Below are 12,848 nucleotides of genomic sequence, written 5' to 3' on the forward strand. Positions count from 1 at the left end.
ATGTCGCAGGCGTTCCGGCCACGATGATCGCAGACGCGGCGGCGTTCAGCGCCGAATCACCCAGCCCGGCGCCCAGGTCCCGGCGGCGTCGTGGCCGGCCGCTGCGGCGCCGAGGTGGGCACGGAGGGTGGCCAGCCCTGGGTGGGGGTTGTCGCGGTGCCACAGGAGCGAGTGCGGGTAGACGGGCGTCGGGCCGGTCACCGGGATGCGGCGCAGGCCGTGGTCGGCGGGCCAGACCAGGCGGGTCTGCTCGCCCATGAAAGTGGCCAAGGCCGGGGTGTCGGCGATGGTGTCGAGGAGCGCGTCGGAGCCGAAGTTGGGGCCGGTCGCCTCGATGGTGAGGCCGAACTCGGCGACGAGATCGTCGTAGTAGGCGGCCCACTCGGTACCGGGGACGATGCCGGGCATCCAGATCCGATGCCCGGCGAGCTGAGCGACGGTCACCGACCGAGCGCCGGCCAGCGCGTGGGCGGGTCCGGTGAGGAGCTGGAGCGGCTCGTCGAGCACCCGGACGGACTCGATGTCCTCAGGAAGGGGCCGGCCGGGCACGGCCACGGCCCGGAAGGACGCGTCGATCGCACCGGACCGAATGGCGGCGACAGCCGTCTCGACATCGAACAGCATCACCACGTCGAGCTCGATCTCGGGGTGCGCACGGTGAAAGCCGCGCATCAGACCCGACGCCGCGGTGCGCGAGGCGATCACGTCGACGCGCAGCGGGCGGCTGCCGGGGAGCACGGACGCGACCGCGCGCTCGGCGACGCGCAGCAGCTCGCGCGCGTGAGGCAAGAACGCCTGCCCGTCGATGGTGAGCCGGGCCCCGCGCGCAGTGCGGGTGAACAGCCGCACTGCGAGGTCCTTCTCCAGCCCGGCGATGCGCTTGGAGACGGCCTGCTGGGTGACCGCCAGCTCGGCGGCGGCGTCCTGGAACTGGCCGGTGTCCACGACGGCGACGAACGTGCGCACAGCATCGAGATCCACGCCCACCGACCTTAGTACACAACTCACAGTTGTGCGCCTTCGGTCAGCCGGTTGTTTGACGCGCCTACTAGCTGCGCGTTTTGATCTCTCAAATCAACGGATGGTTGTTTCCTAGAGATGGCGGGGTGCGCGTTGGGAAGGTCGCTGGGGCGGCGGTTCAGGTGGTTCTGGGCCGCATATGCGGTCAGCACGTTCGGCACATGGCTCGCGTTCGACGCGTTCGCCCTGATCGCGATTCTCACTCTGGACGCAGGACCTACCGAGGTGTCGGTTCTGGCCGCCGCGGGGCTCGCGGTCGGGGCGGTGGTCGCGGTGCCGCTCGGGCCGTGGGTGGAGTTCCGGCGCAAACGGCCGGTGATGATCGCGATGGACCTGATCCGGTTCGCGGCGCTGATGAGCGTTCCCGCCGCCTACGTGCTCGGCTGGTTGAGCTTCGCTCAGCTCCTGGTTGTGGCGGTCGTTGTCGGCGCGGCCGACATCGCCTTCACCGCTGCGAGCGGAGCATGTCTGAAGGCACTCGTCCGCTCCGAGGACCTGCTCGTTGCGAACGGGCGGTTCGAGGCCACGACCTGGACCGCCACCGCGTTCGGGCCGCCGCTCGGTACCGCCGCGATCGGGCTGGTGGGCCCGGTGACGAGCGTGGCGGCCAACGCGGTCAGCTTCCTCCTCTCAGCCGCGGGGATCCGCGCCATCGGCGGGCGGGAGCCACGGCCCGCGCGAACCGCCGCACCGTCCCGGCCTGGAGCCGGCGACCTGCTGGAGGGATGGCGGTACATCCTCGCCAGCCCGGCGCTGCGCCCGTTGTTCTTCAACACTGTCCTGGTCAACGGCCTGATCATGGCAGCCTTGCCGTTGCTCGCCGTTCTCATGCTCGGCGACCTCGGGTTCGCACCCTGGCAATACGGCCTCGCCTTCGGCGTCCCCTGCATCGGCGGCCTCATCGGCTCGCGACTGGCCCGCCCGCTCCTCGCACGGTTCGGACAGCACAAGGTCATGCTCACCGCCGGGACGCTGCGCGCGTGCTGGCCACTCGGATTGGCCTTCATCGGCCCCGGCCCCACCGGGCTCTTCCTCGTCATCGCCGTCGAACTCGGGCTGATCACCTGCATGGGCGTGTTCAACCCGGTATTCGCTACCTACCGGCTCGAACAGCTCCCGTCGGACCGCGTCGCCCGCGCACTGTCTGCCTGGTCGATCACCAGTAAAGCCACCATCGCAGTCATGACCGGCGTGTGGGGCCCGCTGGCCGGCCTCACCAGTCCCCGCACCGCGATCGCGATCGCCGGTCTCCTCCTCCTGGCGACCTCGCTCCTCCTCCCCCGACACGACCGCACGCCCCAACTCAAGAACGCCGACCAGGCGCCACCGGAAAGGCAAACACTCGCATGAGCACCGCCCCCGCGCTCGACCCCGCACACACCGCCCTGCTCGTCATGGACTATCAGCCCGCGATCCTCGCGCTGCTACCTGAAAGCGACAGTGAAGCCCTGCTGGGACGCGTGGAAAAGGTAATCGCCGACGTTCGCGCCAGGGGCGGCACCGTCGCCTATGTCCGGGTCGGCTTCACCGAGGCCGACTGGGCTGCGATCCCGCCCACCAACAGGTCTTTCGCACCGATCGCCCAGCACCGTCTCATGCACCACGCAGACCTTGACACCGCTATCCACGAACGTCTCGCTCCCCAGGACGGAGACATCATCGTGCGTAAGATCCGTTACGGAGGCCTATCCACCACCGACCTCGATCAGCGGCTGCGCGAACGCGGCATCACCACTCTGATCATCGCGGGCATCAGTACCAGCGGCGTCGTCCTGTCCACCGTCCTCGACGCGGCCGACCGCGACTACCAGCTCTACGTCCTGGCCGACGGCATCGCCGACCCTGACCCCGAAGCGCACGACGTCCTGCTCCATCAGGTCTTTCCCTCACGGGCCCACATCCTCGAAACCGCCGAGTTGCACACCCTCTTGCGAGCTGACTGACGTCAGCCGCGCCCGCCCGGCGTGGTACGGCCCGCGACTCCCGAGGATGTCCCCCGAACTCCTCGGTCACCCTGGTGTCGACGCGAGCATTGATCCGCTGCACCGTGGTGATCAGCAGATCGACCAAGGCGTTGATGATCTCCCGCTGGCGGCAGTACAGATAAGCCGCCAGCAACGTCACCTTGATCTCCTCCGGATGCGCGCAGATGACTGGGCGCCTCGGCCACGACCCGCGCCCGCCCGGCCGGCAGCACACCCGGCGCGACATCGTCGGACACGCCCTCGGGTAGGCCGACGGCCTCGATCGCACCGAACTTGAACACCTCTTTCGTCGGCCCGCGCCGCCCCGCCAGCAGTTCCATCTCCTCATCGAGGAGCGTCCAGTTCCCGGCCGACTCGTCTTCATCGACGACACGCGTCACGTCGCATCCGGCTTTCTCGCGGGCTGGCGGTCACCTGACCACTGCGGACGACCCCCGAAACCGAATCAATACTGACCGTACGCGACCGGGCTCGTCTCGGATTCCGCGAAAGATCCGCAAGAAGCCGACGAAGACCTCACTGACCAGGCTCAACACGCTCGCCTGTACTTGATGACAGCTTCCTTAACGACAGACCGAGGCGGGTGCGTGGCCGAGGTCGTCGCGGTCGATGTCGCTATCGATGTGGTCGGCGTGATGCAGGCCCCGGGTGAGCAGGCGGCGCACGTGTTCGTCGGCCGTGCTGTAGTAGACGAAGGTGATCGCAGAACGTGGTGGCGTCGAAGGCCGGAGCATGGTTGAGGTCTTCTGCCGGACCGACCTCGACCAGGGAGACGGGTCAGTCGTCGATTGCCTGGTAGAGCGTGGTCCAGAAGTCGTGGATGGCCCGCGCCGAATCCGGGGTGGACATTCCGGTCTGGGTGAGCAGGATGCCGACGAGCTGGTTGTCCGGGTCGGCGTAGGTAGTGGTGCCGGTTCCGCCGTCCCAGCCGAACTGGCCGATGGGCGCGTAGTCACCACGGTAGGTGCGCACCGCCATCCCGAAGCCCCAGCTGCCGTGCTGCCCCAGGCCGTAACCCAGATGGGCGGCGTTGCGGCCCCAGGTTTCTCGGGCGGCTTGTTGCTCGGGCGTGAGGCGGTTGGTGGTCATCAGCTCGACGGCGGGCCGGGACAGGATCCGCTGGCCGTCGTGCATGCCCTTATTGAGCAGCATCCGGAAATAGGCGTGGTAGTCGTCGACGGTTGAGTCGAGTCCGCCGCCGCCTGACGGGAACGCCGGAGGCCGGCTGTGGTGTCCCCCTTCGGCCGCGTCCGCCACGAGGAACTCTCCGGTCTGCGGATCGGGGGCGTACAGGGGTGGCAGCCGGTCGATCTTGTCGGCGGGCACGTGGAAGGCGGTGTCCTTCATGCCCAGCGGATCGAAGATGCGTTCGCGCAGGAACGCCTCGAACGACTGGCCGGTGACCCTGGCCACCAGCACGCCGAGCACGTCATTGCTGACGTTGTACTGCCATCGCTCTCCGGGCTGGTAGGCCAGCGGAAGCGTGCCGAGGCGGCGCATCCACTCATCCGGCTCCGGTGCCGGCAACAGCCATCCGTCCTCCTGGCCGTAGATCCCCTGCTCGAAGAACGCGGCCATCATCGGGGAGCCCATCGCCGTCATGTCCATGCCGAGCCCGAACGTGGAGGTCAACAGGTCCCGTACGGTGATCGGCCGCCGCGCCGGCACGGTGTCGTCCAGCGGGCCGTCGACCCGCTTCAGCACCTGCCGGTCGGCCAGTTCGGGCAGCCACTCATCGACCGGGTCATCCAGCCGCAGCCGGCACTCATCCAGCAGGACCATCGCCGCCGCCACCGCGACCGGCTTGGTCGTCGAGGCCATCCGGAAGATGGTGTCGCGGCACATCGGCACGCCACCGTCGTGGCGCATCGTCCCGATCGCCTCGACGTGCGTCTCACCGCCCCGGCCGACCAGGGCGACCAGCCCGGGAATCCTTTTGGACTCGACATGCCGTGCCAGCACCTCACGCAGTCTGCGCAGTCCCGTTGCCGAGAAACCGCTGTTGCCTTTTCCCATCATGAATCTCCTTACATACAGTGTTCGATCTTGCGAAAGCCCGTCCCGGCGTGGCGCTCATGGCTGCCATGAGCGCCGCACGAGGGTCGGGGGTGAGCTCGGCGTGGCTCGGTTCACAGCCCCGAGGGTGCGATCGCTGAACCGTTCATGGCATCCACCATCGCCAACCGCTCTGATACTGGGCCGTCACCGTCTTGAGGCGGCCGCTGACCCGCGGTGAGAAGTAGCCGACCGGGCATGACCCCGTGGCCGCGTAGTGCAGACAGCCGATGAAAGTGGTACTCGGCCCCGGGCACGATGTGCTGTGTCGTTATCAGACTGTCTTGTCTTCTTTTCCGGTGTCTTCGCCGGCGGCGCGCTCGATGGCGTCGGTCAGCCGCTTCCGCGCACGGGCGGGGACGTAGCCGCCCTCCGAGTAGTTCTGGACGAACGCCTCGACGAACTCCACCGGGTCCTGTCCGACGATCTCGCGGATCGGCGTCCCGTCCGCTGCGGCCTGCTCGAACAGGTCGGCGAGGTCTTCGAACATCGACGCATTGCTGTCGCCGTCGGTCGGCACGAAGTGCATCAGGTACCGCTCGATCGCTTCGACCGCCGTGCGGTAGTTCGGCGGAAGCTGCTCCTTGCGCGCCTTGTACTGCCACCACCGCCGCTTGGGGCCGATCACCTTTGTGAGGAAGCCGCCCTTTTCAGCGTCGGACATGGTCATCTACCTCCCTTGCGGAGCTGTTCGAGCCGTTCTGCGAGGAAGCTCCAGGTCCTCCAGAATTCTTCGAGATATTCCTGTCCTTGAGCGTTCAGGGAGTACACCTTGCGCGGCGGCCCCTTGTCGGACGGGACCTTCTCCACGTCGACCAGGCCGCGCTGCTCGATCCTGACCAGCAGCGCGTAGATGGTGCCCTCGGCGATGTCGGAGAAGCCCTGATCCCGCAGCCACGCCGTGATCTCGTAGCCGTACGCGGACCGGCCGGACAGGATCGCCAGGACGATGCCCTCCAGCGTTCCCTTGAGCATCTCCGTCATCTGTTTGCCCATGGAACACCCCCTTTCAGCTACTCAATGTTGCTGACTACCGGTATACAGTAACACTGACTACCGGTATCTAGCAATACTGAATAGCTGGGCGTAAGCCGGGATCGCAACCGTGTGGATGCAGGCGACCTGACCACTGCTTGTGAACGAGTCCGCGGCCTACCCCTATGAGAAGACGGCCCGCGTCAACCCACCGAAGATTGCGACCGCCGACTTCCCCCGGCCCGCGGACGCGGCAGAAGCACCAGCGACCACGAACCCAGCCGCGAAAGCCGCAATCGCTGAACACCCCATGACATTCACCGTCGCCGACCGCATTGATACGGGGCCATTGCCGTACTGACACGGCCGACACGACACCGCAGCAGATCTGATCGCCGCCGGAACCTCCGCCGACCTGGCGCGCCGCCCGATGCCGCCTGACATTCGCTCGAGTACGGCGCGGCCGAGCCTGCCGCTGCCGCCCGTCACCAGAATTCTCACCATGGCATCTAGACGATCTGCCCCCATGGGATGTGACATGTCCGGGGTTGAGGAGCAGCGGGGTCAGGCATCTTTGGGATCTGGTGGTTCCGTGGCCGGTGCGATCTCCAGTGGCGTGGCGATCCCGCCAGTGAGCTGAAGCCCATGAGTGAGCGTGTAATCGAGCTGCCTGGCCAGACGAGGGACGCTCGTCGCGGGCAGGTATGCATCGGCGCCGGCGTTGAGCAGGCGTCGGACCGGGCCGTGGTAATTGACTCCGAGCTCATGGTCCTCGATTTCGGTGATGATGACACGAGCTTTTGGGAACATTGATCGGAGACTGGCGATCAACTGCGGGCTGCCCGGCGGTGCCAGCAGCACGTCGGCCGTCGCGGGAGCCGCGTGCATGTCGAGCACGATGTAGTCCACCCCCAGTTGGGTGGACAGCGACACCCGGGCCGCCGTCGACAGCTTCATCGCGGTGGCGACGACGGTTACATTGTCGTAGTCGATCGATGGTTGGTCGTTGGCCTCCTCTGGCGTGTCGCGATCGACGATGGCGCCTTGGAGCACGTCGATGGTGCTGGAGATCATCGCGATCGACTGGCCGTCCCGCGTGATGACCAGGTTCTCGCCGGGCTGGAGGGTGTCGATGAGAGCCACGATGTCCTCGGGAAGGCGGGCCACGTCGATTCGCCGCGTGGGCCGCGCGGCGCGCTTGCGGATCACCGGGCCTTGGACGCGCTCAGCGCGGCGGACGAAGTTGGCGGCGTCGTCACAGCGTTCAATCCTTCACAAATCGGACCTGCGGTCAGTGGCGAGCCTACGTCGGCATTGATCACTTCGGGGACATCATTGGGCACCATAGCGAGTTTCCGGTGTTTCGACCGCCTGAGACATGCCCGGAGGCCCTCCGCTCGGGTGGGTGAAGAAGCCCCACCGTGATCCCGCCGACCTGTCTAGGAATCGCCCCGTTGGTTATGGGAGACCGGAGGACAGCGGAGGATCAAACCGGGCCTCGGATGCGCCCAGATCGATCCGGGCCAGGACATGACGCGCCCACGGCGCCACGCGCATCCTTTCATGATCGCCAGGGACGATGAAGCGAAACCGGGCCACTTCCTCCCCATCAGCCATCGGATCACCGGCGGCGATCCGGCAGGCGAACACTGTCGTCACATATTCGACGCGGTCACCGTTGCGATACTCGATGACGAGCTCGGGACCACCGAACACCCCGAGTACGGCTGTCGGCTCAACGTCAACGCCGAGTTCCTCCCGCATCTCCCGAACGAGAGCGTCCGCCGGCCGTTCGCCAGGATCGATCGACCCGCCGGGCAGGGTCCACCAGCCGGTGCCGATGTCCTCTGCCAGCAGAATGCGACCCTCGTCGTCAACGATGACGGCTGTTACCGCCGGCATCAGCACCAGGGCATGACCTACGCGCTGCCGTAGCCACTTCAGATAGGCGGAAATCGCCATGGGGTCTCCTTGTTCAGCGTCCACCGTGACCAGGGGCCATGACGGCGATCATGCCTCAGCTCCGATGAGGCAGAAGTGCGCCACGAAGCATCACACCATCGAGTGGAGGTGAAAGACCTTCTCCTCCGGGTCGTCGCAGCGGGGTCACCTCCACGCTGACTCGCGATCTCACTTGAAAAGAGCCACACCCACTCTCGCTTCGCCTCGCCAGGACCGTCCCGGAGAACCCGCGTTGATCAGCTACCTGGCGGCTAATCGCATGTTGTGAGCAGGCGCCAGGCTCAGAACCTGACTTGGCGAGGGCACTGGATGCCTATCCCCAGACCGGCCCTCCCGGCATTCGCCCGCCACGACCACGGCTTTTCGACGAGCGTGGCGTTCGTGGTTCGAGCCCGTCTGCGGGGCCGATCTCCCCAACGCGGCCGAGCCGGTGAGCTCTTGCGGCAGAGGGAGGCCCCGTGGATCGCTGGGGTCGCGAACGGCTGATCGGATGTCGGACCGGCGAGTCCTTCGATTAGCGGGCCGCGCGTCTCCGCTGCGGTTTTGAGCCGCGCCGATGACCGGCTGTCTGTCCTTGGAGGAACCTTGGCGAAGCTGTTTTGCGGGATCGACTGGGCCGAACACCACCACGACATCGCCATCGTCGACGACACCGGCGTCCGGGTCGCCAAGGCCCGCATCAGCAACGACGCCGCAGGCCTGCGCGCGCTGCTGGAGCTGCTGGCCGGCGTCGGCGACCACCCGGATGACCCGATCCCGGTCGCGATCGAAAAGCCGCACGGCCTGCTGGTGGCCTGCCTGCGCGCCACCGGGCGGCAGGTGTTCGCCATCAACCCCTACGCGGTCTCGCGCTATCGAGACCGGCACGGGGTCGCGCGCAAGAAATCCGACGAGCAGGACGTGCTGACCCTGGCCAATATCTTGCGCACCGACATGGCCGCGCACCGGCCGCTGCCCGCCGACTCCGTCCTGACCCGCGGGCAACTGCGGGCCGCGCTCAAACGGGCCGGGCGAGTCCGCCACGTCGACCAGGACGTCGAACGCCTTCACGCGATCTTCCGCGCCGAACACATGCGTCTCCCTGATCTGGTCGAGCAGGCCATGGGCCACCAGCTCACCGCGCTGCTCGGCCAGCTCGAAGCGGCCTGCACAGCCGAGCAGAACCTGGCCACCCTCGTGGAGGAGGCCTTCACCCAGCACCCCGACGCCGAAATCATCACCGGCTTCCCGGGGCCGGCCCGCTGGTCGGTGCCCGCGTCCTGGCCGAGATCGGTGACGACCGGACCCGCTTCGCCGATGCTCGCGGCCTGAAGGCGTATGCCGGCTCGGCGCCGGTCACCCGAGCCAGCGGCAAGTCGCGGCACATCATGACCCGCAAGGTGAAGAACGACCGTCTGGCCGCCGCTGGCTACATCTGGGCCTTGGCCGCACTACGGCCCTCACCGGGGGCGCGGGCGCACTACGACCATCGCAAAGCAGCCGACGACGCCCATACCGCAGCTCTACGGCACCTGTTCAACCGCCTGATCGGCTGCCTCTATCACTGTCTCCAAAAGCGCCGAACCTACGACGAGTCCGTCGCGTTTCCACCTCGCCTGGCAGCCATCGCTTGACACCACAACGTGCTCGGATGTCTGGGGACACGTTCGGGAGCGGAGGGTCTTGAGCGAGGCGGCACCGCACGGGCTCACCAGCCGCCAGATCGACCAGCACCTGGGCTCCCTGCCGCCCGGGGTGCGGATGCGGATGCTCGACGCCCTGACCACGGACGGGCTGATCCGCCGCGACGGCGACGTGTGGCGACTCGCGGTGTGAGTCATCTCGAGCTATGGTCGCCCGGCCTACGCCCAACGGGCCTGGGGCCCGGCGATCACCCTGCACGGCCTGATCGACGTTCTCACCCGGGGCGGAGCCGACGTCGCCATGCGATGAATCGTTTCCTCGGGCTGCCTGCTCTTTGCCCGCTCCTGTGGCCGGGCCGGCTGCGTGCGCGACCTGTGGATCAACCTCGGCCTGCGCTCTTCGACGTGCTCGTCGTTCAGAAACCGGTACACGGGTTCCGCCGTGCCGCGACCGAGAGCTTTCCCTCATTTTGTAAGCGGATTTGGCTTGGGGCCCGGACATAACATACGCAAGCATGATGACGTTGGCTCACGAGAACATCTGTCCTTTCCGTATCGACATCCCCCAAGGCGACCTGGATGACCTCCACGAGCGTCTTGACCGCACCCGATGGCCGGACGAGCTGCCCGGGGTGGGCTGGTCGTACGGCATCCCGCGTGACTATCTTGTGGAACTGGTGCAGTACTGGCGGCACGAATACGACTGGCGGGCCGCGGAAACCAAGCTGAACCAGTGGCCGCAGTTCACCACCACGATCGACGGGGCCAACATCCACTTCGCGCACATCCGCTCCCCGGAACCGGACGCGACCCCGCTGCTCATGACCCATGGCTGGCCGGGCTCGATCGTCGAGTTCGCCGAGGTTGCCGGCCCGCTCACCGATCCGCGCGCGCACGGCGGCGACTCCGCCGATGCCTTCCACCTCGTGCTGCCGAGCATCCCCGGGTTCGGTCTTTCCGGTCCGACCAGGGATACCGGCTGGGAGTTCAAGCGCGTGGCGGCCGCGTTCGCCGAGTTGATGGAGCGCCTCGGCTACGAGCGCTACGGGGTGCAGGGCGGCGACTGGGGAGCGGGCATTTCCCGGGAGCTGGGCCGCACCCGGCCCGACCGCGTCATCGGCGTACATCTGAACCTACTGCCGAACGCGGCCCCGACGCACCAACCCGATGCAGACGAGCTGGACGCGCTGAGTCCGGACGAGCGCGAGCGCGCCCTGGCTTCCTGGGAGCGCATGCAGGTGTGGAGCCGGGACCGTCAGGGGTATGCCGACATCCAGGCCACCCGGCCGCAGACACTTGCCTACGGACTGACCGACTCACCGGTAGGCCAACTGGCCTGGATCGCTGAGAAGTTCAAGGAGTGGACCGACTCCCACGACCGTCCGGAGGACGCCGTCGACCGCGACCAGATGCTCACCAACGTGATGCTGTACTGGCTAACCGGCACGGCTGGCTCGTCCGCTCGCATCTACTACGAGCGGGCGCACGCCGACTACTGGGGCATGCCGCCCGAGCCGTCCACCACGCCGACCGCGCTGGCCGACTTTCCCCGGGACAACTTCATTCCGCTGCGCCACATCGCCGACCGGACGAACAACATCGTGCAGTGGACGACATACGACCGGGGCGGGCACTTCGCGGCCATGGAACAGCCACAACTGCTTGTCGGCGACGTACGGGTGTTCTTCCGGCGGCTCCGATCACAGATCGACCAACACGCCTGAGGGGGTGCAGGCGCAGGTGACGCCTTTTCTTGCGGACGGTCGGGCCGCCGCCGCGGCCTGGTCAGATAGCTGAGCTGTGGAGCGTTGCGGCCGTCAGTGTGTTTTCTTCCGCATGCCGCCCTCCATCACAGTAGAGCGGTGATCTAGTCGGTGCCGGGCGAGGAGGATGGAGGCTGCGCTGGGAGTCCGGTCAACCACGGCGGCTCGGGCGGCGCGGGCCGCGGCCGAGGTTCCGGGCCAACCGGCCACGCAGTGAACGGGCGCTGCTCGATGCGTTAGAGCCAGGCCGGAAGTTCATCGTCGTAGCTGGAAGCGCCGCCGCCGGCGGGGTAGACGAACGCGGCACCGGTCTCCGCTTCCTCCGTGACCTGTGCCTCATCTGCCGCCAGGCTGATGGCCCCGGCGAGGTCCACCATGGACTGCCACGCCAGACCATACCCACCCCACGCCAGGTGCACGGGTGGCGCCGTTGTCGAGCAGGACTATCAGTTCGTCATTGCCGTACTCGTTCACCTCGTTGTCCACCGCGCGGCTGCGGACTCCCAACGAGACTGTCCGGCGGACGCCGGCCGCGTCTCCTACCCCGCGTGAGAGCGGGGTCGATACTGACGGACAGCCGTTGGCGCTAAGAATGATCATGTATGGCATGCAAACACGATCTTGACGGCCTCGGCTGCCATGCCCAACGGATAACGGTAGGACTGAGTGTGCCTACCGGCCGTGGCCGCGCCGGGGACCGAGATCGTGCCGGCGCCGGGAGGCGACATCGGCTGAGCGGGCGCGGGCGTCGGCCACCTGAGTCGTCGAGGACCCTGCCTATCAAGTCTCACCTCGCAGCAGTTCCTCGCCCTGCTCCCGGACGGCTACAAGGACCCGCTCTTCGTCATCGCCGACAAGGTCACCATCGATTCGCAGGAGATGCCGTTCCTGGTCATCGAGCTGGAATGCAAATGGGAAATGCGCGTCATCCCCTCCGAGCTCCCCGCGATTCATGCCAACCTCTCCATCGGCAACATGGACTTCGGCGAGTTCGCCGAGAGCGCCGATACGGACGGCGTCTTCCGCGGGTTCCGCAGCTGAACCGCTGCGCCGCCGAGAAGCACGGAACGTCACCAGTAGGACCCAGGGGGGCCACCGGAATACGGCTGGCACGGGCCGCCAAAGGACATAACGAGCGCGGAGACTTTCTGGACAAGGGTTACCGGACGGTGTTCCCGCAGGCCACCCGAGCGTCCGAAAACGTGTACGTTCCTGGACGCCGGATGGCTGGGCTTGCAACATCGCAGGTCGGAGGCTCGACGGCCCGAATCTGCCGCATTCCGGTGGCACCCCTGCATCGACGGCCTGCTGACCGACACCGCCGACAGCAACCACCACATGCGCGCCCTCAACGACACGCTCGGCTACCGGCCGACTCACAAGATCGTGACACTCCAACTCGACCTGTGACCTACCGGTCGGCGGGCCATCATTGGCTCAGGACGATCCTGTCCGGCGGGCCGGTG

At 67.1% G+C, this 12,848-nt stretch carries 15 protein-coding genes and 1 pseudogene; 7 read left to right on the forward strand and 9 right to left on the reverse strand.

Translation table 11 applies throughout. The annotated features are described in order from the left end of the window. Window positions 1-45: 45 nt before the first annotated feature. Window positions 46-987, reverse strand: a complete 942-nt coding sequence (locus ACFY2X_RS40430; RefSeq protein ID WP_389948566.1) for a LysR family transcriptional regulator — start codon at window positions 985-987, stop codon at window positions 46-48. A 126-nt stretch (window positions 988-1,113) separates the two neighbouring features. Between ACFY2X_RS40430 and ACFY2X_RS40435 the strand changes: the two genes are divergently transcribed. Further along, complete coding sequence (locus tag ACFY2X_RS40435) at window positions 1,114-2,370, forward strand: MFS transporter (RefSeq protein WP_389948567.1); 1,257 nt, start codon at window positions 1,114-1,116, stop codon at window positions 2,368-2,370. Next, window positions 2,367-2,963: a cysteine hydrolase family protein gene (locus tag ACFY2X_RS40440; RefSeq protein ID WP_389948568.1), complete on the forward strand. Its 597-nt coding sequence runs from the start codon at window positions 2,367-2,369 to the stop codon at window positions 2,961-2,963. The genes ACFY2X_RS40435 and ACFY2X_RS40440 overlap by 4 nt, the downstream gene beginning before the upstream one ends. A gap of 2 nt (window positions 2,964-2,965) precedes the next feature. On the opposite strand, the gene ACFY2X_RS40445 is transcribed toward ACFY2X_RS40440, so the two are convergent. The 7 genes from ACFY2X_RS40445 to ACFY2X_RS40475 all read right to left on the reverse strand — a co-directional run bounded on the left by ACFY2X_RS40445 (window position 2,966) and on the right by ACFY2X_RS40475 (window position 7,997). Continuing rightward, window positions 2,966-3,385, reverse strand: a complete 420-nt coding sequence (locus ACFY2X_RS40445) for a hypothetical protein (RefSeq protein WP_389948569.1) — start codon at window positions 3,383-3,385, stop codon at window positions 2,966-2,968. A gap of 183 nt (window positions 3,386-3,568) precedes the next feature. After that, window positions 3,569-3,739: a hypothetical protein gene (locus ACFY2X_RS40450; protein ID WP_389948571.1), complete on the reverse strand. Its 171-nt coding sequence runs from the start codon at window positions 3,737-3,739 to the stop codon at window positions 3,569-3,571. Between the two features lie 43 nt (window positions 3,740-3,782). After that, window positions 3,783-5,021, reverse strand: coding sequence for a serine hydrolase domain-containing protein (locus ACFY2X_RS40455; protein ID WP_389948573.1), 1,239 nt, complete (start codon window positions 5,019-5,021; stop codon window positions 3,783-3,785). Window positions 5,022-5,334: 313 nt separating this feature from the next. After that, the gene (locus ACFY2X_RS40460; RefSeq protein ID WP_389948574.1) at window positions 5,335-5,730 is read right to left on the reverse strand and encodes a DUF1048 domain-containing protein; all 396 of its coding nucleotides are present in this window, start codon (window positions 5,728-5,730) and stop codon (window positions 5,335-5,337) included. Further along, on the reverse strand, window positions 5,727-6,056 hold the full coding sequence (locus ACFY2X_RS40465; protein WP_389948576.1) for a PadR family transcriptional regulator: 330 nt from the start codon (window positions 6,054-6,056) through the stop codon (window positions 5,727-5,729). Before ACFY2X_RS40465 ends, ACFY2X_RS40460 begins: the two co-directional genes overlap by 4 nt. Before the next feature lie 543 nt (window positions 6,057-6,599). Then, entirely contained in the window at window positions 6,600-7,244 is a 645-nt protein-coding gene (locus ACFY2X_RS40470; protein WP_389948578.1) for a hypothetical protein, read from the reverse strand. A gap of 249 nt (window positions 7,245-7,493) precedes the next feature. Beyond that, window positions 7,494-7,997 (reverse strand): NUDIX domain-containing protein, encoded by a 504-nt coding sequence (locus ACFY2X_RS40475; protein WP_389948580.1) that lies wholly within the window; start codon window positions 7,995-7,997, stop codon window positions 7,494-7,496. A 585-nt stretch (window positions 7,998-8,582) separates the two neighbouring features. On the opposite strand from ACFY2X_RS40475, the pseudogene ACFY2X_RS40480 reads away from it, so the two are divergent. The 3 genes and pseudogenes from ACFY2X_RS40480 (at window position 8,583) to ACFY2X_RS40490 (ending at window position 11,343) form a co-directional block, all read left to right on the forward strand. Continuing rightward, window positions 8,583-9,610 (forward strand): annotated as a pseudogene (locus tag ACFY2X_RS40480) (IS110 family transposase). 49 nt (window positions 9,611-9,659) lie between these two features. After that, on the forward strand, window positions 9,660-9,812 hold the full coding sequence (locus ACFY2X_RS40485; protein WP_389948582.1) for a hypothetical protein: 153 nt from the start codon (window positions 9,660-9,662) through the stop codon (window positions 9,810-9,812). A 322-nt stretch (window positions 9,813-10,134) separates the two neighbouring features. Next, window positions 10,135-11,343, forward strand: coding sequence for an epoxide hydrolase family protein (locus ACFY2X_RS40490; RefSeq protein ID WP_389948584.1), 1,209 nt, complete (start codon window positions 10,135-10,137; stop codon window positions 11,341-11,343). A 275-nt stretch (window positions 11,344-11,618) separates the two neighbouring features. On the opposite strand, the gene ACFY2X_RS40495 is transcribed toward ACFY2X_RS40490, so the two are convergent. Further along, window positions 11,619-11,801 (reverse strand): hypothetical protein, encoded by a 183-nt coding sequence (locus ACFY2X_RS40495; protein ID WP_389948585.1) that lies wholly within the window; start codon window positions 11,799-11,801, stop codon window positions 11,619-11,621. Window positions 11,802-12,138: 337 nt separating this feature from the next. Between ACFY2X_RS40495 and ACFY2X_RS40500 the strand changes: the two genes are divergently transcribed. Further along, entirely contained in the window at window positions 12,139-12,423 is a 285-nt protein-coding gene (locus tag ACFY2X_RS40500; protein ID WP_389948635.1) for a DUF6924 domain-containing protein, read from the forward strand. Between the two features lie 192 nt (window positions 12,424-12,615). Beyond that, a complete protein-coding gene (locus tag ACFY2X_RS40505) occupies window positions 12,616-12,792 on the forward strand; it encodes a hypothetical protein (RefSeq protein WP_389948587.1) in 177 nt (58 codons plus the stop codon). Window positions 12,793-12,848 lie beyond the last annotated feature (56 nt).

It is taken from the genome of Streptosporangium sp. NPDC000396, assembly GCF_042898655.1.
Classification (GTDB): domain Bacteria; phylum Actinomycetota; class Actinomycetes; order Streptosporangiales; family Streptosporangiaceae; genus Streptosporangium.

Bases quoted from the DNA above. Each gene is read 5' to 3' on its own strand.
- ACFY2X_RS40440 (WP_389948568.1), top strand. From the start codon at position 2,367: ATGAGCACCGCCCCCGCGCTCGACCCCGCACACACCGCCCTGCTCGTC.
- ACFY2X_RS40450 (WP_389948571.1), bottom strand. From the start codon at position 3,739: ATGCTCCGGCCTTCGACGCCACCACGTTCTGCGATCACCTTCGTCTAC.
- ACFY2X_RS40455 (WP_389948573.1), bottom strand. From the start codon at position 5,021: ATGGGAAAAGGCAACAGCGGTTTCTCGGCAACGGGACTGCGCAGACTG.
- ACFY2X_RS40460 (WP_389948574.1), bottom strand. From the start codon at position 5,730: ATGACCATGTCCGACGCTGAAAAGGGCGGCTTCCTCACAAAGGTGATC.
- ACFY2X_RS40465 (WP_389948576.1), bottom strand. From the start codon at position 6,056: ATGGGCAAACAGATGACGGAGATGCTCAAGGGAACGCTGGAGGGCATC.
- ACFY2X_RS40475 (WP_389948580.1), bottom strand. From the start codon at position 7,997: ATGGCGATTTCCGCCTATCTGAAGTGGCTACGGCAGCGCGTAGGTCAT.
- ACFY2X_RS40490 (WP_389948584.1), top strand. From the start codon at position 10,135: ATGATGACGTTGGCTCACGAGAACATCTGTCCTTTCCGTATCGACATC.